The sequence below is a fragment of the Rhodopseudomonas palustris genome (assembly GCF_003226555.1).
Taxonomy (GTDB): Bacteria; Pseudomonadota; Alphaproteobacteria; order Rhizobiales; family Xanthobacteraceae; genus Rhodopseudomonas; species Rhodopseudomonas palustris_I.
On the sequence record NZ_QKQS01000013.1, the window covers coordinates 606,086 to 627,524 of the forward strand.

The window sequence follows — 21,439 nt, forward strand, 5'->3', positions numbered from 1 at the left end:
TTACTCATGGGTAATAAAAAGTCCAATGGGTAAGTTAAGGGAGAGAACAATGGCGTCACCCGTCCACGTCGCCGGCGTCGGCATGATCCCGTTCGTCAAGCCGGGCGCGAACGAGCCGTATCACCTGATGGGCGCCGAGGCGACGCGACTGGCATTGCGCGACGCCGGCCTCGGTTACGACGCGATCCAGCAGGCGTTCGTCGGCTACGTCTACGGCGACTCCACCTGCGGCCAACGCGCGCTGTACCAGGTCGGCATGACCGGCATCCCGATCGTCAACGTCAACAACAACTGCTCGACCGGCTCGACCGCTTTGTATCTGGCGCGGCAGGCGATTGCCTCGGGCGCCGCCGACTGCGTGCTGGCGCTCGGCTTCGAGCAGATGAAGCCCGGCGCGCTCGGCGCCGTGTTCGATGATCGCCCCAGCGCGTTCGACGCTTTCGACGCAGCCGCCAACGACCTGATCGATGCGCCCGGCGTGCCGCTGGCGCTGCGCTATTTCGGCGGCGCCGGCCTCAGCCACATGCAGAAATACGGCACGCCGCTGTCGTCGTTCGCGGCAGTTCGCGCCAAGGCCAGCCGCCATGCGGCAAAGAACCCGCTGGCGCTGTTCCGCAAGGAGGTCTCGGCCGACGACGTACTGAACGACCAGGTGATCTGGCCCGGCGTGATGACCCGGCTGATGGCCTGCCCCCCGACCTGCGGGGGCGCCGCCGCGGTGCTGGTGTCCGAATCCTTCGCCAAGAAGCACGGCCTCGACACCCGCGTCCGCATCGCCGCGCAGGCGATGACCACCGACACGCCGTCGACCTTCGAGGCGCACGACATGATGCGGGTGGTCGGCTACGACATGGCGCGCGCCGCGGCGACCAAAGTGTACGAGGAGGCCGGCGTCGGGCCGGATGACATCGACGTCGTCGAACTGCACGATTGCTTCGCCCAAAACGAGCTGATCACCTACGAAGCGCTCGGGCTGTGTCCCGAAGGCGGAGCCGAGAAATTCATCACCGACGGCGACAACACCTATGGCGGCAAATTCGTCACCAACCCGTCGGGCGGGCTGCTGTCGAAGGGCCATCCGCTCGGCGCCACGGGTCTGGCGCAATGCTACGAGCTGACCCGGCAGCTCCGCGGCACCGCGGAGGCCACCCAGGTCGAGGGCGCCAAGCGCGCGTTGCAGCACAATCTCGGTCTCGGCGGCGCCTGCGTGGTGACGCTGTACGAGCGCGCGTGAGGCAAGTCTGATGGTCGATCAATCTGCCGTCGGTCGCCGGTTCACGCCGGTGACCGCCCATGTCGAGGCCGGGCGGCTGCGCTACTTCCTCGACACCCTCGGCGAGACCAACCCGGTGTATCGTGATGCCGCCGCGGCCAAGGCCCAAGGCTTCGCAGCGCCGCCGATCCCGCCGACCTATCTGTTTTGCCTGGAGATGCTCGACAACCAAAACCCGTTCGAGTTTCTCACCGCGCTTCAGATCGATCTCGGCCGGGTGCTGCACGGCGAGCAGAGCTTCACCTACCACGCGCCGGTGATGGTCGGCGACACGCTGACGTTCAGCCCCCAGGTGACCAGCGTCACCGACAAGAAGGGCGGCGCAATGACGCTGATCGGCGTCGAGACCACTGTCACCAATCAGCACGGCGTCCACGTTGCCGACACGACGCGGACCATCGTGGTGCGCAACGGATGACCGACACGATGGACATGACCACCTCCCCCGCGGTCGGCGACCGCATCATTCACAAGGGCTTTCCGGCGATCAGCCGGCATTGGCTGGCGCTGTATTGCGGCGCCTCCGGCGACCACAATCCGATCCATGTCGACATCGACTTCGCCAACGCGTCGGGTTTTCCGGACGTGTTCACCCACGGCATGCTGGTGATGGGCTATCTCGGCCAGGCGCTGAGCGATGCGGTGCCGCCGAACCGAATCCGCAGCTTTTCGACGCGGTTCGCCGCGATCACCCAGCTCGGTGCCGAACTGACCTGCGAAGGAACCGTTGCCGAGCTGTTCGAGGCCGGCGGCGAACGCCGCGCCCGCCTCGCCCTCACCGCTCGCGATCAGACCGGCGAGATCAAGCTCGCCGGCGAAGCGATCGTCGCCCTGTCATAACAACAAGCATGCGAGGGAACCTCATGGGCAAACTGCAAGACAAGGTGGCGCTGGTCACCGGATCGGGCCGCGGCATCGGCCGCGCGATCGCGCTGAAGCTCGCGAGCGAGGGCGCGCGCGTCGTCGTCAACGATCTCGACCCTGAACCGGGCGACGCCGTCGCCGCCGAGATCAAGGCGATGGGCAGCGACGCGATCGCGGTCAACGGCAGCGTCTCGGAGCCGGGCTTCGCCGATCGCTTCGTGGGCGCCGCGGTCGAGAAATTCCGCGGCCTCGACATCATCGTCAACAACGCCGGCTACACCTGGGACTCGACGATCCAGAAGATGACAGACGAGCAGTTCCAGGCGATGCTCGACGTGCATCTGGTGGCGCCATTCCGCATCCTGCGCGCCGCCGCCGAGCCGATCCGGATCTTCGCCAAGAAGGAAGCCGAGGCCGGCCAGGAGGTGTTCCGCAAAGTCGTCAACATCTCGTCGATCGCCGGGCTCTACGGCAACGCCGGCCAGGCCAGTTACTCTTCGGCGAAAGCCTCGCTGGTCGGGCTGACGCGGACGCTCTGCAAGGAATGGGGCCGCTACAAGGTCAACGTCAATTGCGTCGCCTTCGGCCTGATCAACACCCGCCTCACCCAGCCCATCGAAGCTCAGCAGAAGACCATCGACGTCGCCGGCCGCGACATCAAGGTCGGGGTGCAGCCGCAATTGCTCGACGCGATGGCACGGATGATCCCGCTCGGCCGCGGCGGCACGCCGGAGGAAGCGGCCGATGCGGTGTATCTGTTCTGCAGCCCGGAATCCAACTACGTCAGCGGCCAGGTGCTGGTCTGCGGTGGCGGCCTGATCCTGTAAGCGGATATTCAGCGATGACTCTGGTTCTGTCCGAGCGACGCGGTGCCGTCGCAGTGCTGACGCTCAACAACCCGGCGCAATACAACGCGATGCGCCGCGGCCTGCTCGGCGAGCTCGGCGCCGCATTGAACGCGGCCCTCGCCGACGACTCCGTGCGCGCGATCCTGCTCACAGGCGCCGGCAAAGGCTTCTGCGCCGGCGCGGCGCTCGGCAGCGAGACGTTCGACGCCGGAGCCGAGGTCGCGCCGTGGATGCGTGCCGAACTCAGCCCGGTACTCGAGGCGATGCGCAGCGCCGCCAAGCCGATCGTCGTCGCCGTCAACGGCCCCGCGGCCGGCGCCGGCGTCGGCCTGGCGCTCGCCGGCGACATCGTGCTGGCGGCGCGCTCGGCCAAATTCGTCCTCAGCTTCGTCAAGCTCGGCGCTGCGCTCGATGCCGGCACCTCGCTGTTCGTGCAACGCGCGATCGGCGTGGCGCGTGCCCGCGCCCTGGCGCTGCTCGGCCGGCCGCTGTCCGCCGAACAGGCCGAGCAATCCGGCCTGATCTTCCAGGCGGTCGACGACGACCGCCTGATCGACGAAGCGATGGCAATCGCCGAGCAGCTCGCGGCCGGCCCGCCGATCGGCATCGGCCTGATCAAGCACCAGATCGAGGCCGCCTGGGCAGCCCCGCTCGCCGCAGTGCTGGACGACGAAGCCGAGCAACAGGGCCGCGCTTTCGTCACCGCCGATCTGCGCGAAGGCGCCGCCGCCTTCGTCGAGAAGCGCCCTGCCCGGTTCACCGGTCGCTAACGGCTCATCGGGCGGCGCAGGCCCCGCAGAATCGGGCCGGCCTCCGCTACGATCTTCTGGATCAATCGGCCAATCAGATTGACGGCCGGCGCCATGTCGTCGGCCCTGCGCGCGATCTACCGTCGGCCGTTTCGAACCGGCTGGAGATCACACGTGGATTTTGAACTTTCCAAGGAGCAACGCGACATCAAGGGGCGCGCTGCCGCCTTCGTCGAGGAGGTCTGCAGACCGCTCGAAGACACATGGGGCATCGACGACTACGCGGTCCCGCATGACGTCTTCATGGACGTGGTGCGCAAGTTCCGCGAATACGGCTTTCGCGGCCTAGCCGTCCCGAAAGATGCCGGCGGTCAGGGCCTCGGCACCATGGCCAAATGCCTCGTGTACGAAGAGATCGTCAAATCTCCGGTGATGCACGGCCTGCTGACGACATGGTCGGGATTCCTCGATCCGCATCCGGCGCTCTACGTCGCGCCTGAATGGCAGAAGGAGGCCTACCTCTACCCGATCCTGAAAGAGGACAAGTTCTATCACATCAACATTTCCGAACCCGGCGCCGGCTCGGATGCCGCTGGGATCGAGACCACCGCAGCGCGCGACGGCGACAACTACGTCATCAACGGCCTCAAGCGCTGGGCCCCGCCGCCGAACCATCCCGGGATCACGCCGAAATATCTGCTGTGCTACGCCGTCACCGATCCCGGCCGCGGCTACGAAGGCATCAGCCTGTTCCTGGTGGATTATCCGAATCCCGGCGTCTCGGTGCTGAAGGAATACACCACGATGGCTCCGGGAACTTATCTCGGCCGCAGCTGCGACTATCAGTACAAGGACTGCGTCGTCCCGGCCAAGAACATGCTCGGTGCCGAAGGCATGGGCTTCCGCTACATGATGGACCAACTCAACCGCAACCGCACCGTGATCGGGGCCCGGCTCACCGGCACCGCGCGCTGGGCGCAGGATCAGGCCGCCAAGCGCGCGCGCCAGCGCGAAACCTTCGGCAAGCCGCTGTCGGAACGCCAGGCGATCCAGTGGATGCTCGCTGAATCGGAGATGGACCTCGAGCAGTCTCGGCTGATGGTCTACAAGACCGCCTGGATGCTGGATCAGGGCCTCGACGCCCGCAAGGAAGCCGCGATGGTGAAGTGCTTCGCCCCGCTCGCCGCCTGCCGCGTGATTGACCGCGCCATCCAGATCCATGGCGGGCTCGGCGTGCTGCAGGAAAGCCGGTTCGGCCAGCTCTATTTCCAGAGCCGGATCGCCCAGGTCGCCGAAGGCACCACCGAGGTGATGAAGATGACGATCGCCCGCGAGGTGCTGCGCGCCAGCATGGCCGGCTGATCACGACCGTCGCTCCCGTGAACGCAAGAACGCCCGGCTCGCGCCGGGCGTTGTCTTTCGTGGACTCGCTTCGTCCTACTTTTCGGCGTCGATCACGGTGCCGATCGGCTTCCACCTCGTCCCGTCGAACTGCATCAACTGCTCCTGGCTCATCGGGGTGTAGTGGGTGGCGCTGGTGTTGAGCTTGATGCCGGGAAGTAGGATCGGCAGTTCCAGATCCTTGATGCTGGCGGCCTGCTTCATCAGGTTCTCACGGGTCAGATTGTCGCCGCACGCCCTCAAGACATGCTCGAAGGTCTGAGCCGTGGCATAGCCGAACACGTAGTAGGTCTCGGAAGGATCGGCGTTCGGCATGTATTGCTTCATGAAGTCGAGGTACTGCTTCATGCCGGGATCGTTGGCCCAGACCGGGTCGTTCGGGTCCTTGCGGAACGCGACCGTGATGACGCCCTTGGAATTCTCCAGGCCCGCCGGCACCAGCGTGCTGGAGATCGAGCCGGCGGCATCGCTCAGCAGATGCAGCGCCTGCCATTTCGTCTCGGTCATCTTCTTGATCGCCTGCGCCGAGAACTTCGGCGTCGAGATGTTCAGGAACACGTCGGCGCCGGTCGACTTCAGCAGCAGGATCTGCGAATCCACCGTCGGCTCGGTGACCTCGTAGCTGAGCTCCTTGAGGATCATGGAGTCGGCCTTGTCACCGAGACCGTCGCGAAACCCCTTGGCATAGTCGCGGCCGAAATCGTCGTTCTGATACAGCACGGCGACCTTGGCGGTCGGCCGCTCCTTCAGCAGATATTTGGCGTAGATCACGCCCTTGGCGTGGTTGTTCGGCTGCCAGCCCATCGACCACGGATAGGTCTTCGGCTCCGATACGCGATTGGCGCCGGTGCCGAGGAACAGGCCCGGCACCTTCTTGACGTTGAGATACTTCTGGATCGCGAAATTGGTCGGCGATCCGAAGGTGCCGACGATCGCCAGCACCTCGTCGCTCTCGACCAGCCGGCGGGTCTGCTCGACCGCCTTGGATGGGCTGTAGCCGTCGTCGAGCGAGATCAGGTTGATCTTGCGGCCGTTGACGCCGCCTTCAGCGTTCAGCTTCTCGAAATACGCCGTCATCGCCCGGCCGATCGCCGCGAAGCTCGACGCCGGACCGCTGTACGGCATGGTCTGGCCGATCTTCACCTCGGTGTCGGTGACGCCGGGTCCGTAGTTCTTGGTGTCGGCGTGCGCAGCCGCGGACACGGCGACGCATGCGGCGGCGCATGCCGCTGCAATCAGCTTGTTCATGGTGTTGTCCTGTCGCTGGTGGAAGAAGGATCGATTCAGGCGGGTTGCAGATAGCGCCGCTTCAGCACGTGCTTGAACAGCTTGCCGTTCTCCTGGCGAGGCAGTTTGGCTTCGAAGTCGATCGACCGCGGGCACTTCACATGGGAGAGCTGTTCGCGGCAGAACGCCATCAACTCCTGCGCCAGTCCGGGCGTCGCCAGCGACGGATCCTTGAGCTGGATCACCGCTTTGACCTCCTCGCCGTACTCGAGGTTCGGAATCCCGAACACCGCGACGTCCGCGACCAGCGGATGCAGCGCGAGGCAGTTCTCGATCTCGGCCGGATAGATGTTGACGCCGCCGGAGATGATCATGTGCGAGCGGCGATCGGTCAGATACAGGAAACCGTCCTGGTCGAGATAGCCGACGTCGCCGATCGTCGACCAGCCGAGCGCGTTGCGCGACCGCGCCGTCTTGTCCGGATCGTTGTGATAGACGAAGCTCGGTCCGTCGAAATACACGTCGCCAATCTCGCCGGGCCCGAGTTCGTTGTGATCCTCATCGAGAATGTGGATGGTGCCGACGCAGGCCCGCCCGACCGAACCGCGATGGCTCAGCCAATCGGCGCTGGAAATGCAGGTGGCGCCGTTACGCTCGGAGCCGGCGTAGTATTCCCACACGATCGGCCCCCACCAGGCGATCATCCGCTCCTTCAATTCCGGCGGGCACGGCGCCGCGGCGTGGATGGCGCAGGCGTGCGACGACAGGTCGTAGCTGGCGCGGATCTCGTCCGGCAGCGCCAGCAACCGGAACAGCATGGTAGGGACCCACTGGCTGTGGGTGATGCGATAGCGTTCGATCGCCGCCAGCGCCTGCTCGGCGACGAATTTCGTCATCACCACCGCGGTTCCACCGCTCTCCAGCGTCCGCATGGTGAAGCGCAGCGGCGCGCCGTGATACAGCGGCGCCGGCGACAGATACACGGTGTCGTCGTCGAAGCCGAAATTCTCCCGCACCCAATCGCCGGAGGCCTGAGCCTGGCGCAGATTGGCAAACAGCGGCTGCTTGATGCCCTTCGGCTTGCCGGTGGTGCCGGACGAATAGAAGAAATCCTTGCCGACCGGCCCGTCCGGGATCTCGATCATCCGATCGAACCGCGCCAATTCGTGGGCGTAGTCGAGCCCGCCCTCGACGTCATCGCCGATCACAATGATGGTGCAGCTGTGCGGATTGTCGGCGGCGAGCGCGCGCATCACCTCACCGAAGCGCGAGCCGACGAACAGCAGCTTGGCGCCGCTGTCACGGACGATGTAGGCCGCCTCCTCCGGCTTCAGATGCGTCGACACCGGCGTGTAGTACACGCCATGGCGCCGCGCACCCCAGAGCAGTTCGAAATAGCGCAGATCGTTGTCGAGCAGCACGGCAATGCCGTCACCGGCCGACAACCCCATCCACATCAACAGCTGAGTGACCGCGTTGGCGCGGCGGTCAAGGTCCCGATAGCTGATGCTGTCGTCACCAAACGCGATGCGAGCGGCAATCTTGTCGGGATGGCGCTCGGCCCATTGTCTTAGAATCGGCATCTCTTCCCCGTTGGCGGCTCTGATGGGCCAGTTGCAGGGAGTATCCGGTCAAACGCTGATCGGCTGAATGACCGCGCGTGCCATTTCGGTTGGCGGAATCCTACGCCGTACCGGAGGTCTGCCCGGCGCGGTCGCGAAACTCGCCCGGCGTCAGGCCGGTCCAACGCCGGAACGCGCGGTGGAAGGTGCTGAGTTCGGAAAAGCCGAGCGACAGCGCGATCTCCTCCAGCGACAGCCGCGACTTCTTCAGCATGTGGGTAGCCACATCGCGTCGCACCTGGTCCTTGATTTCCTGAAACCCGACCTGCTGTTCGTCGAGCAAGCGACGCCGCAGCGTCTGCGGCGACATCGCCAGCATGGCGGCGACGTCCTCCAGCGACAGCGGCCGATTCAGGTTGCGGCGCAGAATGCCGCGAACGCGTTCGGCGACGCTGGCGTCGTCACGATAGCGCACCAGCAGCGCGCTCGGCATCGAGGCGAGAAACCGCCGCAGCCGCTGTTCATCGGGCATGATCGGCAAATCGAGCAGTTCGGCGTCGAACCGGATCTCGGTGCGCGGCTGATCGAACAGCATCGGCGCCTGATACACCGGCTCGAGTTCGGAGCTGAACGCCTCCTCCGGGAACACGTAGTGCACCGTGATCAGCGGCAGCCGGCGCCCGACTAGCCAGCACATCAGGCCGTAGGTGAACATCAGGATCGCGCCGTTCACCATGCGGCGGCGCTTGGGCTGCTCGATGGTATCGGAGACGTAGACCGAGGCGTCATGCTCGCCTTCGGCGAGCCGTACCACGAAATCGTCGACCGCCAGATGATAGAATTGGCAGCCGATCCGGATCGCCTCGCGCAGATTGGCGCAGTGGATCAGCAGCCGGCACATCATCCGGAACGTGCCCGGCTTGATCGGGCGGCTGCCGAGCAGCCACATTTCGTCGCGCGTCACCCGTGTCAGGGTGGCGATCATCCGCGCGAATTGCTCCTGCGGCAGCCGCGCGCCCGGCTCCTCGAGCTGGTCAGCGGCGATCCCGGCGCGCGCCAGCAATTTGTCGATATCGTATTCCGCCTCGCGCACCCCGCTGAGGATCAGCCCGACATAGCCGGTATCGATCGCAGAGCGGGATGTGGCGCCACGAGAGGTTCGGCGCGGGCGTTTGGCAATGTGCGGCATGGCCGGCATGTTAGCGACCCGTCCGCACGGCCGCCAGCGCCGAACTGGAACGGTCGGCCAATGCAAACGGGCGATCCGGCCATTGCCTCACCGACCGCGGAAATCCATGCCGGCGTGACGACCGATCAGGGAGACGGAATGTCATGCGCGCGTTGCTGAGTTGCGAGCCGGGAGGTCCGGACAGCCTGAAACTGCTCGACGTCGCCGAACCGGTCGCGGGCCCCCGCCAGGTGGTGGTCGCGGTGAAGGCGTGTGGTGTCAACTATCCGGATCTGTTGACCATCCAGGACCTGTACCAGGTCAAGACCGCGCGGCCGTTCGCGCCGGGCGCCGAGATTGCCGGCGTGGTGACGTCGGTCGGGCCGGAGGTCGGCGAATTCGCAGTCGGCGACCGCGTCGCGGCGCGGATCGGTACCGGCGGCATGGCAGAAGCGGTCGCGGTCGATGTCGGGCGCTGCGCACCGATATCGGACGGGATGTCGTTCGTCGACGCCGCGGTGATGCAGTTCACCTTCGAGACCGCGCTGTACGCGCTGCGCAACCGCGCAGGGTTACAGCCGGGCGAAACCGCGCTGATCCTCGGTGCCGGAGGTGGCGTCGGCATCGCCGCCGTCCAGGTGGCGCGCAATCTTGGCGCCCGGGTGATCGCCGCGGCCTCCTCCGAAAAGAAGCTGGACTTCGCCCGCTCGCACGGCGCCGCGGACGGCGTGCTGTATCCGGCCGAAGCCCCGCAGGACCGCAAAGCGGTCGGCCAGCGCTTCAAGGAGGCGGTCGGCGGCGGAGCCGACGTGGTGATCGATCCGGTCGGCGGCTGGCTGACGGACCCGGCGATTCGCTGCGTCGCCGATGGCGGCCGCTACGTCGTGCTCGGCTTCACCGCCGGCATTCCGTCGCTGCCGCTCAATCTCCCGCTGCTGAAGAACTGCGACGTGCTCGGCGTCAATTGGCGGACCTTCACGCTGACCCAGACGGCGGCGCTCCGCAACAACAAGCGGCAGCTCGAACGCTGGTACGCCGAAGGCCGGCTGTCGTCCGGCATCACCGCAGAATTCGCGCTCGCCGAAGGCGGGCGTGCGATCCAGCGCCTCGCCGATCGCAGCGCCGTCGGTAAAGTGGTGGTGGTGATGTGAAACGCGCGGCTGAACTTTATCCGATTGCAGCAAGGGGATCCGACACGCCATAGGCCATGCGGCCAGCAGATGTAACGCGCAAGATCACATGGCACGGGGCTGTTGAGGCGGGATTAGCCGGGAAAATCCGGGATATCGCGGGAATCGCAACGCCTTAGGCGGCGTGGCGACCTCTGCTCTCGACCGGCGGGCGCGCAAGATCAAATGGCAGTTCTGCCCCGGCGGCGCCGGCCGCTACTTTCCGAAAACCCCGATAAATCAACGATGGGCCGGTCTAAACTCCGAAGCGGTTTCGGAGTTCGCCAAAGTCGCCGGAAAACGCGATTTCCCGTTGCATTTCAGCGCCTTCGTGCGCGCCCCGCGCCGCACACTGCTTGCCGAACTCCGAAAACGGTGATCACTCGACCAGCGCGACGTCGCCTTCGCGGCAGAGAATGTGCACCCGTGTTGCGCGGTCAAGGCTCGGATCGAAGCGAACGTCGTTCGCTGTCATGAATTCGGGCCAGCGGAATTCGCGTCCGGACGCCGGGATATCGACCCACTTCACCTTAAAGCGGCTGTTGACCAGGATGTTGCAGTTCGTCAGCGGCACGCCCGTGTTGTTGCGGACCATCAGGACCTCGCGATTGATCGAAACGGTCGCCTTGAGCGGGTCCGCATCCCCCGGTCCGCAGCCCGTCAGTTGGGCAAAAGCAGCCGCCAGCACCAAAAATCGCCATCCAAAAAGGGCCATTCCGACCACCAATCGCCTAACGGGTAATTGCTATGAGATGCCGCTGATACGAGAAACGGTCCCTTAAGCGGCAATATCCGCACCACCATCAAGCCGAGGCTTTGCCGGTGCCTGGCGCGGCCTGCGCCGCCCGAATTTCTGCACGTAACTGCTCGACGATCAACTTGATCATGACACCGCGCTCGACCGGATCGGCGGTGGCGGCGGAAATCTCGCCATATTTGCGGGCCGCAATCCGGCCGAGGTTGATCGGCGGCAACGACACCCGTTCATCTTTGTAAAGCCGCTGCACCGCTTCGAAGACGCGGCCGAACAGCTCGTCGTCGATGTCGGCGGGGACCGCCGCGGCGCGCCGCGGCGGCGCATCGCCGGTCGCCAGCCAGTTCAAATCCAGCTTGGCGGCAGAGACCAGCGTCATCAGCGCGAAAAACGGTGGCCGGGTCCTTCCGTCGCGCCACTTCGCGATCTGTTCGGCCTTCGTATCGATCAGCTCGGACGCGCCTTTGAGCCCGCCGACTCGCTTCAGCACCTGTCGGAATCGCTCGCCCCATTCCGGCGTCCAGTGCGCTCCCGGGCCATTCGGTTCCGATTCACCATCACCCATTTTACCAGTGCTCAATCGTCCAAAACTCCACTTTTGAGGTTGTGCGAATCGACAAAAGTGGACATTTTGAGTGAACGTTAGTGGTTACGTTTCGAGGTCGAACAAAGCCGGCCCTGGCAGGGGCCGGCTCATCCGGAGACTAGCATGCAACGTCCGAAGTGGGACAGGCACTTGATCAAGGCCGAGATCCATCGTCGCGGCGAGACCCTCACCGGGCTCGCGATCGACGCGGGGATCGACGAGGCGGCGTGTCGCCTCGCGCTGTGCCGGCGCAACACCCGCGGCGAGAAGGTAATCGCTGCGTTTCTCGGTGTCCCACTGGAGGAGCTGTGGCCGGATCGCCATGGAACTCCCAAGCGCAAGACTATTGCCGAGCGCCGCGCCGCCGCCAGTCTAAAGCGGCAGGGGAATTCGGACATCGGAGAGGCGGCATGACCCCCGATCTGTCCAAGGCCTGGCCGTTCGTTGACTTTCCGCGCGTGCGCCCGGCGCCGCTGACGCAGGCCGAGCGCGATGCCGCGCTGATCGCGCTCTGGCGCGGCAGCCGGCATCTGGCCGCCGCCGATCGCGAGGCGGTGCTCGATCGCTACGCCCCGATTTCTTCCGTTCAGCCAAGCCCGACCGGTGTTGCGTCCGGCGCTGGTGAACCGCGTCACCTGCGGCGAGTGGTGAGCAGCGGGCGGCAGCCCGCGTTTCCTCCCGTGACTGACGGCGGATGCCGGGTCTGACAGCCCGCATCCGCCGCATTTTACCAACCCTTCAAAAGCCGGCTGAAATGACCCTCAAATTCATCGACATCGTCGACATCGACGCCTCCGGGCGCCTCCGCATCAACCGCCCCGAGTGGACTGATGCATTTGCCGAGCAGATCAAGGCCGGCGAGAAGCTGCCGCCGATCGAGGTTGCTACCAAGCCGAACGGCAAGTATCGGCTCGTCGTCGGCTCGCACCGACTCGGCGGCCATGTGAAGGCGGGCTGCACGCAGATTTGGGCCGATGTGCTTGATATCTCGGGTGCGGATGCCGCGGCCTGCCGCATGCGGGAGATCAAGGAGAACTTCTATCGGGTCGGGCTCACCGAGTTGGAGCGGTGCGTCGCTATCAGTGCCTGGAAGGACATCTACGAGGCCACAAATCCGCTGCCGAAGCGCGGCCGGCCGGCCGCCGGGGAAATTCCGGAAGATGCTTCCGCAATTTTCGCCGCCAGCTTTTCGGCGACCGCGGCGAAGGTGCTCGGCATCTCGGATCGTGCTGTGCGGACGGCGGTTGCGATCGCTGTCGCCATCCCCGACGAAATCCGCAGCCAGATCGCGCTGCTGCCGATCGCAGACAGCCAGGGCGAGCTAATCGCTCTCGCCCGCGAGCCGCTCTGGAAGCAACGCAAGATCGTCAAGCTGCTGCTCGATCCCGAGAGCGGCATTGATGGCGTCGCCGACGCCGTCGCGTCGATCGACAAGACGCCGCCGCCGGATCGCGCGGCGGCCTGGGAGAAGATCTCCAACACCTTCTCGAAGCTCAAGCAGACCGAGCAGTTCGCGTTCTTCGATGCGCATGACGATGCGATCCGCGCCTGGATGAAGAGCAAGAAGGCCTGACGCCATGGCACCCCGCCGCCGCGACACCGCCACGATTGATCTCTTCCGCGAGTACGAGCCGACGCCGGTTGTGCGCAGGTTCGAGGCCGAGGAGATCAAGGCGTGGAGCGCGGCGCGGCGGCTGGCGCGGGCGATCGCGGCGGCGCTCGACGGCTTCAAGCGCGACGAGGTTGCCGCCGAGATGTCCGAACAGCTCGGCGAGACGATCTCGAAGGCGACGCTGGACGCGTATGCGTCGCCCGAGAAGCCGCACGCGATCCCGGCGCATCGCCTCGCCGCGCTCTACAGCGCCACCGGCGATGAGCGCCTGTTCAACGCGCTGCTGAACGATCTCGGATTGATCGCGGTGCCGACGAAGTACGAGGCGCTGCTGAAGCGCGAGCGCGCCCGCGAGATGAAAGAAAAGCTGGAGCGCGAAGAACAGGCCGCCGATGCCCAATGGAGGGCGTCGCGATGAAGGAGTGGTGCACGGCGCGCGAACTCGCGGACGCCTCTCTGGCGGGCCTGCCGGACACCGAGCGCGGCGTCCAGCTATTTGCGCAGCGTGAGGGCTGGAACGAGAGCCTCGCTTATGTGCGGCGGCGCGCCGGCCGCGGTGGCGGCGTCGAATACAACGTCTGCCTGCTGCCGACGTCGGCCCGCATCGCCTTCGAACGCCGCCACCGTGCGATCGAAGCGCCGGAGCCGGCCCCGCTGCCGATCGAAACCCCCGCGACTGCGATCAGCGACCGCGCCGCTCGCGAGCGCGATGCGCGGCTCGCCGTCGTCGCCGCCTTCCAGGCGTTCGGCCGCGGCCAGCGCCTCGGCAACGCGTCGCGCAGCAAGATTTTCGTCGATGCGTACAACGGCGGCACGCTGATCATCGACGCGTGGATCCGCGAGATCATCCCGACGCTGTCTCCGCGCTCGCTGGCGCGCTGGTGTGCTGCGCGGAAATCCGGCCGCACCGATCGCCTCGCGGTCGATCGCGCCGCGGCCCGCAAGGGCAAGGGCGTGCTCGACGTCGCCTGCGGCGGCCGGGTGCGGACCTATCTGCTGGCGCTGATCGCCCACAATCCGCATCTGTCGGCGCAGCACCTGCGCACGCTGATCCGCTCCGAGTTCGGCGACCAGCTGATGATGGCCGATGGCCAGATGGTCGAGGTGCCGCCGGTGCGGACCATCCAGCATGCGGTCGCGCGGCTCAAGAAGGACGAGGCCGTCACGCTCACCAAGCTGTCGAATCCCGATCGCTATCGCTCGACCATGGCGCCTTCGGGCGTCGGCACCTATCGCTGGGTCCAAGAACCGAACACGCTGTGGATGATCGACGCCTCGCCGGTCGACGCGCTGTGCGTCGATGGCCGCCACTCGATCTATGCGGCGATCGACATCGCGACCCGCCGCACCAGGCTGTACGTGTCCCGCACGCCGCGGGCCTCCGCGGTCGCGCTGCTGATCCGCAAGGCGATCACCGCCTGGGGCGCGCCGGAAACGATCAAAACCGACAACGGCTCCGACTTCGTCGCGCAGGATACCAAGCGGCTGTTCGCCAGCCTCGGGATCGAGATGCAGCTGTCGGACGCCTATTCGCCGCAGCAAAAAGGCCACGTTGAACGGGTCATCAAGACGTTCCAGCACGATTGCGCCACGCTGCTGCCGGGCTTCGTCGGTCACAACGTCGCCGATCGCAAGCGGATCGAGGACCGCAAGAGCTTCGCCGCCCGTCTCGGCGAGGACACCGCCGAGACCTTCGGTGTCTCGCTGACCGGCGCGCAGCTGCAGGCCACTGTCGATCAGTGGGTCGACGTGATCTACGAACAGCGCACGCATGCTGCGCTCGGCACCTCGCCGATGCTGGCCGCTGCGGCCTCGCGAAAGCCGATCCGCACCGTCGATCCGCGCGCGCTCGATTTGTTGCTGATGCCGGTCGCCGAAGGCGGCGGCATCCGTACCGTCACCAAGTTCGGCGTTCGCGTCGATAACTTCCACTACGTCATCAACGCCGCATTCCCGGGTGATCGCGTGCTGGTTCGCCACGATCCGAACGACGCCGGCCGCATCATCGCCTTCGACGCCGACAGCGGCATCTATGTCGGCGACGGCATCTGTCCGGAGCTGGCCGGCGTCGACCCCGCCGAGCTACTCCGTGTGAAGCGCGAGTTCTCCGCGGAGTATCGCGCCGAGAAGACGCGCCCGATCCAGAAAGAGATCAAGAAGCTGACCACCGGCCCGGCGCTGATCGACCGCATGCTCGAAGTCGCGCGCCGCGACATGCCGAACGTCATCGCGCTGCCGAAGCGCGAGGAGAACCACTCCACGCCCGCCATCGCCGCCGCGCTCGACGCCATGGTGCCGCGCGAGGCGCCGGCGCCGTCCGCCGATGTGTTGGCGATGCAGGCCCGGCTGATCGCCGAAGACACCGTCGTGCCGCTGCGCACCGAAGAAACCCCGCACCAGCGCTGGCAGCGCGCGCTCGACGTGATCGCCCGGATGCGTGGCGGCGAGACCGTCAGCGCCGACGAGGCGATGTGGTTGGGAAGCTATCGCACGGGTGCCGAGTATCAGGCCCGCGCGCTGATGCACGGCGACCCGATGGAAACGAAAAACCCCGCCGCGTCCTGGACCGACGCGGCGGGGCAGCAATCACTCTGAGAAGGAGAACAACATGACCTCAACTAACAACGTCGTCAAGGGTGGGCAGGTGCCGCTCAAGAACGTCGCGTCATTTCTGACGCTGGCGATGCGGCTGATCGACCGATCCGCCCACCTGCCGGGCTTCGGCGTGTTCTACGGCCCGAGCGGCTTCGGCAAGACCGAGGCCAGCATCTACGCGCAGAACAAGACCAACGCCGTGCGCGTCGAGGTCGGCGAAACATGGTCGCAGAAGAAGTTCCTGCAGGAGGTTTTGTTCGAGCTGCGCCAGCCCGCCAAGGGGACGATTGCGGATCTTGCCGACCAGGTGAAGGCGGCGCTCGGCGACGATCCGCGCCGCCCGCTGATCATCGACGAGGCCGACAAGCTGATCCGCAAGAATGGCCTCCTCGAAATCGTGCGCGAGATCGGTGACGTCGCCGGCTGTCCGGTGATCCTGATCGGTGAAGAGATGCTGCCGGAAAAGCTCGCGGTGCACGAGCGATTCCACAACCGCGTGCTCGACTGGACTGGCGCCGAACCGTGCGACCTCGATGACGTTGCGGCGCTGGCGGCCGCGCTCTGCCGCGGCGTGACCATCGCGCCCGACCTCCAGGCGGAGATCTGCCGTCAATCCGACGGTCGCGCGCGGCGCATCTGCACCAACCTCGACGAAGCCGTGAAGATCGCCCGTAACAAGGGGCTGAAAGGCGTCGATCTCGCGGCCTGGGGCGGTGCCAAATTCTACACCAGCAAGCCGCCGGGCGCGCGCTACGTCTCCGGCTCGCGGCGGAGCGCATAGCATGCCTAAGCCTTCCACACTGATCGCCGCGAAGCTGACGGTGCCGGTCTCCACCGGCCAGGACGCGATCTGGCAGATCATCCGCGACCTCGACAAGAAAGGGCCGTGGTCGATCGCCGATATCGACGGCGCGGCGGCCCGCGCCAACGTCGACACGCTCGTCGACTACATTCACCGGCTGCGCACCGGCGGCTACATCGCGCTGGCCGGACGCCGCCCCACCAAAGGCAGCGGCACGCCGACAAACCTGTACCGCGTGACGAAACCGCAAAGCACGGCCCCGCGGCTGCGCCGCGACGGCAGCGCCGCGCCGCCGTCCGCGCAACTGTTCATGTGGCGCGCGATGCGCTCGCTGCGGCAGTTCGATTTCCGCGAGTTGGCGCGGGTCGCCTCGACCGACGAACTGATCATCAGCGAGGTCACCGCCAAGAGCTATCTGCAGCGGCTGGCGGATGCCGGCTTCCTGCAGATGCTGAAGGCCTGCGCGATCGGCCGCGGCAATTCCAGCCCGGCGGTGTGGCGGTTGAAGCCGAGCATGAACAGCGGGCCGCTGGCGCCGCAGATCCTGCGCACGCATTTCGTGTTCGATCCGAACCGCAAGGTGGTGGTCGGCAACGCCGCGCCCGCCGAGAACGAGGAGCGGATCGGATGAACCAGCTCGTCAAGCGCTCGCCGATCGACGTCGCCCGCGCCGCGTGGGGCGACGAATTGCCCGCGTGGGTCGAGGCGCTCGCGCTGGAAGCCGGCCGCACCAGCGGCGTCGCGGCCGGCAAGCGCATCGGTTACACCGGCTCGCTGGTCTCGTCGGTGCTCGCCAACAAGTACAAGGGCCGGCTCGACCTCGTCGAGGAGCGCGTGGCCGGCGCACTGATGGGCGCCGTTGTCGATTGCCCGATCCTCGGCGAGATCGCGCGCGATCGTTGCCTGGATGAGCAGAAGGTCGGCTTCTCGACATCCTCGTCGGTGCGGACGCGGCTCTATCGCGCCTGTCGCGGCGGCTGCGAACACTCGCGCATTGGGAGCAAGCCATGAGCGCTCCCGTCGCCCAGCGCTTTGTTTCGGTGCGGCTGATCATCTTCGCGGTCGCCGAAGCGTTCGGTGTCAGCATCACCGAGCTGCGGTCGTCGCGGCGCACGGCCGCGACCTTCCGGGCGCGGGCGGCGGCGTGCCTGCTGGGGCGCGAACTGACGCGCGCCAGCTTCCCGATGGTCGGACGCATGCTCGGCGACCGGGACCACTCCACCATCATGAAGGCGGTCCTCCGAGCGGAGGGCATGCTCCGCACGGACGAAGACTTCGCCGTGCGCTACGCGGCAGCAAAGCGCGCCATCCAGATCATCGCCAATTCGAAGCTGGCCGAACTGATCCGCGACGACGACACCGCTGCCGTGGCGGCTCGGATCTGCGAGCACCCGTCGCAAGCCGACCGCGTCTCGACGCTGCAAATCATCGCCATGGCGGCCCGCCTGGTCACGCTCGAAGAGCTGGCCGAAGACGCCTTCAACATGCTCGCCAGCCTCGACCAGATGGTCGACCAGCCCGATCGGGCCGCTTTGCTGCGGCGCGACCTTCACACCCGCATCAACGCCATCACCGAGTCGCTCGGCTCGCTCGGCTACGTCACCGAGCCCCAAGGAGAAGCCCATGTGTGATTGTCTTTCGAAAGCGAATGATGAGTTGAGGAGCCGCAACACGAGGCTGTCGTTCGGCTTCTCCCGCAGCGGCAATCGCCTGATCACTCGCCCCATCATTGCCACCGAAAAAATCAATCCGCGCGGCAAGGGCAAGCCCGCAACGGTCGTTCCGAGCTACTGCCCGTTCTGTGGCGCTCCGGTCGATCCCGAAAATCCCGAAGTCCAAACCATCCCGCTGACCGAAGAGGCAACCCATGTCTGAGACCACCACCACGCCGCCCGCCGAGACGGCCGGCGCGATCGATATCGCCGGCAGTTACTTCATGCGCGACGGCTCCGGCCGGCTCGTGCCGCTCGATCTGATCAAGCCGCAGCACCTCCTCGAAGATCAGACGGTGCGCAAGATCATCGGCTACGCGCAAAATCTGTCCGATCAGATCAGCCGCTTCCGCGGCCACACCTTCGACGACGTCGCCAGCTTCTCGGAGCTGATCGCCGAGCAGTATCAGGCCAAGGTCGGCGGCAAGAAGGGCAACATCACGCTCACCACCTATGACGGCCTGTTCAAGGTCATCGTACAGGTTGCCGATCAGCTCGCCTTCGGTCCCGAGCTGCAGGTGGCGAAGGCGCTGGTCGACGAGTGCATCACCGCCTGGTCGGACGGCGCCCGCACCGAAATCCGCGCGCTCGTCGAGCACGCCTTCCAGGTCGACAAGGAAGGCCAGATCAACCGCGCCGCGCTGTTTCAGCTGCGGCGGCTCGATATCGACGACGAGCAGTGGCGCAGCGCCATGGCGGCGCTCGGCGACGCCATCCGCGTCGTCGGCTCCAAGCAATATGTGCGGTTCTATCGGCGCGAGTCCTGCACCGCGCCGTGGCAGCCGATCACCATCGATCTGGCGGCGGCTTAGGAGGCTGCGATGAGCCGTGACCTTCCGGAGTGGTGCAAGCCCGGCGTCATCTTCGACGAGACCTACGGCAACACGCGTGATCACATCTGGTACGTCCGTGCGCTCGTTGATCACGGCGCGGTTTGCAGGCGGTGGCGCGCTGAAAAGAAGCGCTGGCACTACGAGTTTCTGGAGCCCGAATGGTTCGCGGCGTTCGCGGATCATCTTCGGCCCCGGCCGAACATCACGAGCTGACGCCATGCCCTGGGCGGACCGATCGTTGCCACCCGAACGCGACGACGATCCGCCGCCCGACCTTCCGACGCCGCTCGACGCTCTCGAAGCCGAGCGGCGCGACCTGATCAGCCAAGTCCGCCGCGGCGTGCATTCGAAGCGCCAGCGGCAAATCCTCAAACGGGTCGCGGCGCTCACGCTGTCGATCCTCGCCGGCAAAGGACGTTGAGATGCAAACCATCACCGAATCCCTCGACGATCTGCTGCGGCGGGTCGATGAGCTGCAGCCCGAAGAATTCCGCACCCGCATCCTCGATCTGAAAGCCGAGCTGGCCGCCTGCGGCTCGACCTTCGACGTCTCGGCCTATGTGCGCGACGCGCTGCGCTATCGCTTCCTGCGCGAGCGCGACGTCGACGCGATCTACGCGGGCGGCGTGTTCGTCGGCAAGACGCCCGACAACATCGTGCTCAACGGCATCCACCTCGATGCCGCCGTCGATGCCGCGCGCATCGCCGAGCAAGAGCCGGACGCGGGAGAATAGCCATGCGCAAATACGGCTTCAAAACCTCGACTTCGATCGACCGCGCCGGCTCCACCGTGCTGATCAGCATCACCTGCGACGACGAGACGATCGCCGAGGCGGCGACCGAGCTTCTGCGCCGACGCCAGCAGCACGGCGCGCTGACGCTCGACCTGCAGCGGACGAACTTCGTGCAGATCGAAGGGAGCTATGAGCGGCAATGAGCAGAGTCGTTTCAGAGGCCTATCACCAGGCCAAGCTCGCCGAGGCGCACCGGCAGATCGCCGCGCTGCAGGAGACGGTGCTCGATCTGCGCCGCAAGCTGCTGAAGCCGTCGCTGCGGTTTCCCAATGAATGGGGTCTGTGGCGCTCCGAGGACCACGTGCTCGGGGTCCTGATCGATGCCGCCCCGGAAGCGGTCGGTCGGGAGCGACTGGCCATTGCCTTCGCCGAGCGCACCGACCGCCGCAATGGCGATGACTACGTCAGGCAGCGCATCCATTTCCTGCGCAAGAAGCTGGCGCAGCTGGGATTCGGCGACATCAAGCCGCGCTACTGCGTTGGCTACTACCTCACCGCCGCCGACGCGGCGCAGATCAAGCTCGCCGCGGCGCGCGCATTCGCCGCTTGTCGCAGCGAGGCGGTGTCATGACGGAGCAAACCGATCGCATCGCCTTCGCCGAGATCGCGCTGGCTCTGACGCTGATGCTGCCGCGCTTGCGCGTCGACATGGAGCACGACCTGCACATGGCGCGCTGGGTCGCGGACAGGATCGGACTGCCGCTTCCGAGCGTCGAGATCTCGATCGCGCAGATGGAACGCGACCTCGCGGCGATCGAGGCGCTCCCCGATCGCCTGAAGCAACTCGCCGATGTCGAGGCCGAGATCGACGCGCTGATCCTGCGCAAGACGACGAGTTCATGGACCAACAGCAAAGCCGCCCTGACAGGAGCACAGCCATGACAACCGCATCGACCGCCGCAAGAGCCTCCGCACCGCAGATCGCCAAGATCCACGTGCTCGCCAAACAGGCCGGGATCGACGAGGACTGCCGGCGCGACATGATGTTTTCGGTCTGCGGAAAGCGCTCCGCCGCCGACCTGACGCCGGGCGAAGCCGTCGCCGTGATCGACCGTTTAAAGGGTGCTTCAAAGCCCGATATCGACGGCCCCTACGGCAAGAAGCTGCGCGCGCTGTGGATCTCCGGCTGGCACCTCGGCGTGGTGCACAACCGCACGGATGCGGCGATGCTCGCCTTCCTGGAGCGCCAGACCGGGATCGAGCGCACCCGTTGGCTGCGCGCCGCCACTGATGCCCGCAAGGCCGTCGAGGCGCTCAAGCTGTGGCTGTCGCGCGAGGCCGGCGTGCAATGGCCGGCCGGCGACGATCCGCTCGCCGTGCGCCGCGCGGTGATCGAGGCGCAGCGGAAACGCTTGGTCGCGCTGGATGAGCTGGTCGCTTACTTCGAGCCCGCCGACACAGCTGAAGGTCTCGACAAGCTGATCGCATTGCTCGGCGACAGGCTGCGCCGCGCATTGGCGTCGATAGCGACTTCGACGAGGTACTGAGCG

The 21,439-nt window shown here is 66.1% G+C and carries 31 protein-coding genes; 26 read left to right on the forward strand and 5 right to left on the reverse strand.

All coding sequences use genetic code 11. From position 1 onward, the window contains the following. Positions 1-49 precede the first annotated feature (49 nt). The 6 genes from DNX69_RS10590 to DNX69_RS10615 all read left to right on the forward strand — a co-directional run bounded on the left by DNX69_RS10590 (position 50) and on the right by DNX69_RS10615 (position 5,096). Positions 50-1,234 (forward strand): lipid-transfer protein, encoded by a 1,185-nt coding sequence (locus tag DNX69_RS10590; RefSeq protein ID WP_110785918.1) that lies wholly within the window; start codon positions 50-52, stop codon positions 1,232-1,234. 10 nt (positions 1,235-1,244) lie between these two features. Then, complete coding sequence (locus tag DNX69_RS10595) at positions 1,245-1,691, forward strand: MaoC family dehydratase N-terminal domain-containing protein (RefSeq protein WP_110785919.1); 447 nt, start codon at positions 1,245-1,247, stop codon at positions 1,689-1,691. Then, entirely contained in the window at positions 1,688-2,113 is a 426-nt protein-coding gene (locus DNX69_RS10600) for a MaoC family dehydratase (RefSeq protein ID WP_207803135.1), read from the forward strand. The genes DNX69_RS10595 and DNX69_RS10600 overlap by 4 nt, the downstream gene beginning before the upstream one ends. Positions 2,114-2,136: 23 nt before the next feature. After that, positions 2,137-2,964 carry an SDR family NAD(P)-dependent oxidoreductase gene (locus DNX69_RS10605; RefSeq protein ID WP_110785920.1) on the forward strand — a complete coding sequence of 276 codons (828 nt, stop codon included), beginning with the start codon at positions 2,137-2,139 and terminating at the stop codon, positions 2,962-2,964. 14 nt (positions 2,965-2,978) lie between these two features. After that, positions 2,979-3,755 carry an enoyl-CoA hydratase-related protein gene (locus DNX69_RS10610; protein WP_110785921.1) on the forward strand — a complete coding sequence of 259 codons (777 nt, stop codon included), beginning with the start codon at positions 2,979-2,981 and terminating at the stop codon, positions 3,753-3,755. A 153-nt stretch (positions 3,756-3,908) separates the two neighbouring features. Beyond that, complete coding sequence (locus DNX69_RS10615; protein ID WP_165825222.1) at positions 3,909-5,096, forward strand: acyl-CoA dehydrogenase family protein; 1,188 nt, start codon at positions 3,909-3,911, stop codon at positions 5,094-5,096. A gap of 75 nt (positions 5,097-5,171) precedes the next feature. On the opposite strand, the gene DNX69_RS10620 is transcribed toward DNX69_RS10615, so the two are convergent. The 3 genes from DNX69_RS10620 to DNX69_RS10630 form a co-directional block, all read right to left on the reverse strand. Then, a complete protein-coding gene (locus DNX69_RS10620) occupies positions 5,172-6,383 on the reverse strand; it encodes an ABC transporter substrate-binding protein (RefSeq protein ID WP_110785923.1) in 1,212 nt (403 codons plus the stop codon). A gap of 35 nt (positions 6,384-6,418) precedes the next feature. Further along, positions 6,419-7,945, reverse strand: a complete 1,527-nt coding sequence (locus DNX69_RS10625; protein ID WP_110785924.1) for an acyl-CoA synthetase — start codon at positions 7,943-7,945, stop codon at positions 6,419-6,421. A gap of 100 nt (positions 7,946-8,045) precedes the next feature. Then, positions 8,046-9,113, reverse strand: a complete 1,068-nt coding sequence (locus DNX69_RS10630; protein WP_165825223.1) for an AraC family transcriptional regulator — start codon at positions 9,111-9,113, stop codon at positions 8,046-8,048. 143 nt (positions 9,114-9,256) lie between these two features. Between DNX69_RS10630 and DNX69_RS10635 the strand changes: the two genes are divergently transcribed. Together DNX69_RS10635 and DNX69_RS10640 are read left to right on the forward strand one after the other, a co-directional pair. Next, positions 9,257-10,243 (forward strand): NADPH:quinone oxidoreductase family protein, encoded by a 987-nt coding sequence (locus DNX69_RS10635; protein WP_110785926.1) that lies wholly within the window; start codon positions 9,257-9,259, stop codon positions 10,241-10,243. 163 nt (positions 10,244-10,406) lie between these two features. Further along, positions 10,407-10,640 carry a hypothetical protein gene (locus DNX69_RS10640; RefSeq protein WP_110785927.1) on the forward strand — a complete coding sequence of 78 codons (234 nt, stop codon included), beginning with the start codon at positions 10,407-10,409 and terminating at the stop codon, positions 10,638-10,640. Here the strand turns inward: DNX69_RS10640 and DNX69_RS10645 are convergent, their stop codons facing one another. Then, complete coding sequence (locus tag DNX69_RS10645; protein WP_133255998.1) at positions 10,641-10,976, reverse strand: hypothetical protein; 336 nt, start codon at positions 10,974-10,976, stop codon at positions 10,641-10,643. An 88-nt stretch (positions 10,977-11,064) separates the two neighbouring features. After that, positions 11,065-11,505 (reverse strand): hypothetical protein, encoded by a 441-nt coding sequence (locus DNX69_RS10650; protein WP_133255999.1) that lies wholly within the window; start codon positions 11,503-11,505, stop codon positions 11,065-11,067. Between the two features lie 246 nt (positions 11,506-11,751). On the opposite strand from DNX69_RS10650, the gene DNX69_RS10655 reads away from it, so the two are divergent. Genes DNX69_RS10655 through DNX69_RS26315 form a run of 18 tightly spaced genes read left to right on the forward strand, consistent with a single transcriptional unit; the run spans position 11,752 to position 21,436 of the window. After that, positions 11,752-12,015 (forward strand): helix-turn-helix domain-containing protein, encoded by a 264-nt coding sequence (locus DNX69_RS10655; protein ID WP_234826916.1) that lies wholly within the window; start codon positions 11,752-11,754, stop codon positions 12,013-12,015. Further along, complete coding sequence (locus DNX69_RS10660; RefSeq protein ID WP_110785931.1) at positions 12,012-12,308, forward strand: hypothetical protein; 297 nt, start codon at positions 12,012-12,014, stop codon at positions 12,306-12,308. Before DNX69_RS10655 ends, DNX69_RS10660 begins: the two co-directional genes overlap by 4 nt. Before the next feature lie 47 nt (positions 12,309-12,355). Further along, complete coding sequence (locus DNX69_RS10665) at positions 12,356-13,174, forward strand: ParB N-terminal domain-containing protein (RefSeq protein WP_165825224.1); 819 nt, start codon at positions 12,356-12,358, stop codon at positions 13,172-13,174. Positions 13,175-13,178: 4 nt separating this feature from the next. Further along, a complete protein-coding gene (locus DNX69_RS10670; RefSeq protein WP_110785933.1) occupies positions 13,179-13,631 on the forward strand; it encodes a phage regulatory CII family protein in 453 nt (150 codons plus the stop codon). Then, positions 13,628-15,808, forward strand: coding sequence for a Mu transposase C-terminal domain-containing protein (locus DNX69_RS10675; protein ID WP_110786072.1), 2,181 nt, complete (start codon positions 13,628-13,630; stop codon positions 15,806-15,808). Before DNX69_RS10670 ends, DNX69_RS10675 begins: the two co-directional genes overlap by 4 nt. A 13-nt stretch (positions 15,809-15,821) precedes the next feature. After that, positions 15,822-16,589 carry an AAA family ATPase gene (locus DNX69_RS10680; protein ID WP_110785934.1) on the forward strand — a complete coding sequence of 256 codons (768 nt, stop codon included), beginning with the start codon at positions 15,822-15,824 and terminating at the stop codon, positions 16,587-16,589. A gap of 1 nt (position 16,590) precedes the next feature. Then, positions 16,591-17,241: a hypothetical protein gene (locus tag DNX69_RS10685; protein WP_110785935.1), complete on the forward strand. Its 651-nt coding sequence runs from the start codon at positions 16,591-16,593 to the stop codon at positions 17,239-17,241. Continuing rightward, positions 17,238-17,621, forward strand: coding sequence for a transcriptional regulator (locus tag DNX69_RS10690; protein WP_110785936.1), 384 nt, complete (start codon positions 17,238-17,240; stop codon positions 17,619-17,621). The genes DNX69_RS10685 and DNX69_RS10690 overlap by 4 nt, the downstream gene beginning before the upstream one ends. Further along, positions 17,618-18,241 (forward strand): helix-turn-helix domain-containing protein, encoded by a 624-nt coding sequence (locus DNX69_RS10695; protein WP_110785937.1) that lies wholly within the window; start codon positions 17,618-17,620, stop codon positions 18,239-18,241. Before DNX69_RS10690 ends, DNX69_RS10695 begins: the two co-directional genes overlap by 4 nt. Beyond that, positions 18,234-18,485: a hypothetical protein gene (locus DNX69_RS10700; protein WP_133256000.1), complete on the forward strand. Its 252-nt coding sequence runs from the start codon at positions 18,234-18,236 to the stop codon at positions 18,483-18,485. Before DNX69_RS10695 ends, DNX69_RS10700 begins: the two co-directional genes overlap by 8 nt. Next, complete coding sequence (locus tag DNX69_RS10705) at positions 18,478-19,134, forward strand: DUF3164 family protein (RefSeq protein ID WP_110785939.1); 657 nt, start codon at positions 18,478-18,480, stop codon at positions 19,132-19,134. The genes DNX69_RS10700 and DNX69_RS10705 overlap by 8 nt, the downstream gene beginning before the upstream one ends. A 9-nt stretch (positions 19,135-19,143) precedes the next feature. Further along, positions 19,144-19,368 carry a hypothetical protein gene (locus DNX69_RS10710; RefSeq protein WP_110785940.1) on the forward strand — a complete coding sequence of 75 codons (225 nt, stop codon included), beginning with the start codon at positions 19,144-19,146 and terminating at the stop codon, positions 19,366-19,368. Between the two features lie 4 nt (positions 19,369-19,372). Continuing rightward, a complete protein-coding gene (locus DNX69_RS10715) occupies positions 19,373-19,576 on the forward strand; it encodes a hypothetical protein (RefSeq protein ID WP_110785941.1) in 204 nt (67 codons plus the stop codon). Position 19,577: 1 nt separating this feature from the next. Beyond that, positions 19,578-19,889: a hypothetical protein gene (locus DNX69_RS10720; RefSeq protein ID WP_110785942.1), complete on the forward strand. Its 312-nt coding sequence runs from the start codon at positions 19,578-19,580 to the stop codon at positions 19,887-19,889. A gap of 2 nt (positions 19,890-19,891) precedes the next feature. Further along, positions 19,892-20,092: a hypothetical protein gene (locus DNX69_RS10725; protein WP_110785943.1), complete on the forward strand. Its 201-nt coding sequence runs from the start codon at positions 19,892-19,894 to the stop codon at positions 20,090-20,092. Then, positions 20,089-20,520, forward strand: a complete 432-nt coding sequence (locus tag DNX69_RS26305; protein ID WP_165825225.1) for a hypothetical protein — start codon at positions 20,089-20,091, stop codon at positions 20,518-20,520. Before DNX69_RS10725 ends, DNX69_RS26305 begins: the two co-directional genes overlap by 4 nt. Beyond that, entirely contained in the window at positions 20,517-20,831 is a 315-nt protein-coding gene (locus tag DNX69_RS26310) for a hypothetical protein (RefSeq protein ID WP_165825226.1), read from the forward strand. The genes DNX69_RS26305 and DNX69_RS26310 overlap by 4 nt, the downstream gene beginning before the upstream one ends. After that, a complete protein-coding gene (locus DNX69_RS26315; RefSeq protein WP_165825227.1) occupies positions 20,828-21,436 on the forward strand; it encodes a regulatory protein GemA in 609 nt (202 codons plus the stop codon). The genes DNX69_RS26310 and DNX69_RS26315 overlap by 4 nt, the downstream gene beginning before the upstream one ends. The last annotated feature ends 3 nt before the right edge of the window (positions 21,437-21,439 follow it).

Bases quoted from the DNA above. Each gene is read 5' to 3' on its own strand.
- DNX69_RS10675 (WP_110786072.1), top strand. From the start codon at position 13,628: ATGAAGGAGTGGTGCACGGCGCGCGAACTCGCGGACGCCTCTCTGGCG.
- DNX69_RS10690 (WP_110785936.1), top strand. From the start codon at position 17,238: ATGAACCAGCTCGTCAAGCGCTCGCCGATCGACGTCGCCCGCGCCGCG.
- DNX69_RS10610 (WP_110785921.1), top strand. From the start codon at position 2,979: ATGACTCTGGTTCTGTCCGAGCGACGCGGTGCCGTCGCAGTGCTGACG.
- DNX69_RS10685 (WP_110785935.1), top strand. From the start codon at position 16,591: ATGCCTAAGCCTTCCACACTGATCGCCGCGAAGCTGACGGTGCCGGTC.
- DNX69_RS10665 (WP_165825224.1), top strand. From the start codon at position 12,356: ATGACCCTCAAATTCATCGACATCGTCGACATCGACGCCTCCGGGCGC.
- DNX69_RS10670 (WP_110785933.1), top strand. From the start codon at position 13,179: ATGGCACCCCGCCGCCGCGACACCGCCACGATTGATCTCTTCCGCGAG.
- DNX69_RS10725 (WP_110785943.1), top strand. From the start codon at position 19,892: ATGCGCAAATACGGCTTCAAAACCTCGACTTCGATCGACCGCGCCGGC.
- DNX69_RS10705 (WP_110785939.1), top strand. From the start codon at position 18,478: ATGTCTGAGACCACCACCACGCCGCCCGCCGAGACGGCCGGCGCGATC.
- DNX69_RS10620 (WP_110785923.1), bottom strand. From the start codon at position 6,383: ATGAACAAGCTGATTGCAGCGGCATGCGCCGCCGCATGCGTCGCCGTG.
- DNX69_RS26305 (WP_165825225.1), top strand. From the start codon at position 20,089: ATGAGCAGAGTCGTTTCAGAGGCCTATCACCAGGCCAAGCTCGCCGAG.
- DNX69_RS10625 (WP_110785924.1), bottom strand. From the start codon at position 7,945: ATGCCGATTCTAAGACAATGGGCCGAGCGCCATCCCGACAAGATTGCC.
- DNX69_RS10635 (WP_110785926.1), top strand. From the start codon at position 9,257: ATGCGCGCGTTGCTGAGTTGCGAGCCGGGAGGTCCGGACAGCCTGAAA.
- DNX69_RS10600 (WP_207803135.1), top strand. From the start codon at position 1,688: ATGACCGACACGATGGACATGACCACCTCCCCCGCGGTCGGCGACCGC.
- DNX69_RS10715 (WP_110785941.1), top strand. From the start codon at position 19,373: ATGCCCTGGGCGGACCGATCGTTGCCACCCGAACGCGACGACGATCCG.
- DNX69_RS10680 (WP_110785934.1), top strand. From the start codon at position 15,822: ATGACCTCAACTAACAACGTCGTCAAGGGTGGGCAGGTGCCGCTCAAG.
- DNX69_RS26310 (WP_165825226.1), top strand. From the start codon at position 20,517: ATGACGGAGCAAACCGATCGCATCGCCTTCGCCGAGATCGCGCTGGCT.
- DNX69_RS10645 (WP_133255998.1), bottom strand. From the start codon at position 10,976: ATGGCCCTTTTTGGATGGCGATTTTTGGTGCTGGCGGCTGCTTTTGCC.
- DNX69_RS10695 (WP_110785937.1), top strand. From the start codon at position 17,618: ATGAGCGCTCCCGTCGCCCAGCGCTTTGTTTCGGTGCGGCTGATCATC.
- DNX69_RS10710 (WP_110785940.1), top strand. From the start codon at position 19,144: ATGAGCCGTGACCTTCCGGAGTGGTGCAAGCCCGGCGTCATCTTCGAC.
- DNX69_RS10660 (WP_110785931.1), top strand. From the start codon at position 12,012: ATGACCCCCGATCTGTCCAAGGCCTGGCCGTTCGTTGACTTTCCGCGC.
- DNX69_RS10605 (WP_110785920.1), top strand. From the start codon at position 2,137: ATGGGCAAACTGCAAGACAAGGTGGCGCTGGTCACCGGATCGGGCCGC.
- DNX69_RS10595 (WP_110785919.1), top strand. From the start codon at position 1,245: ATGGTCGATCAATCTGCCGTCGGTCGCCGGTTCACGCCGGTGACCGCC.
- DNX69_RS26315 (WP_165825227.1), top strand. From the start codon at position 20,828: ATGACAACCGCATCGACCGCCGCAAGAGCCTCCGCACCGCAGATCGCC.
- DNX69_RS10630 (WP_165825223.1), bottom strand. From the start codon at position 9,113: ATGCCGCACATTGCCAAACGCCCGCGCCGAACCTCTCGTGGCGCCACA.
- DNX69_RS10720 (WP_110785942.1), top strand. From the start codon at position 19,578: ATGCAAACCATCACCGAATCCCTCGACGATCTGCTGCGGCGGGTCGAT.
- DNX69_RS10700 (WP_133256000.1), top strand. From the start codon at position 18,234: ATGTGTGATTGTCTTTCGAAAGCGAATGATGAGTTGAGGAGCCGCAAC.
- DNX69_RS10590 (WP_110785918.1), top strand. From the start codon at position 50: ATGGCGTCACCCGTCCACGTCGCCGGCGTCGGCATGATCCCGTTCGTC.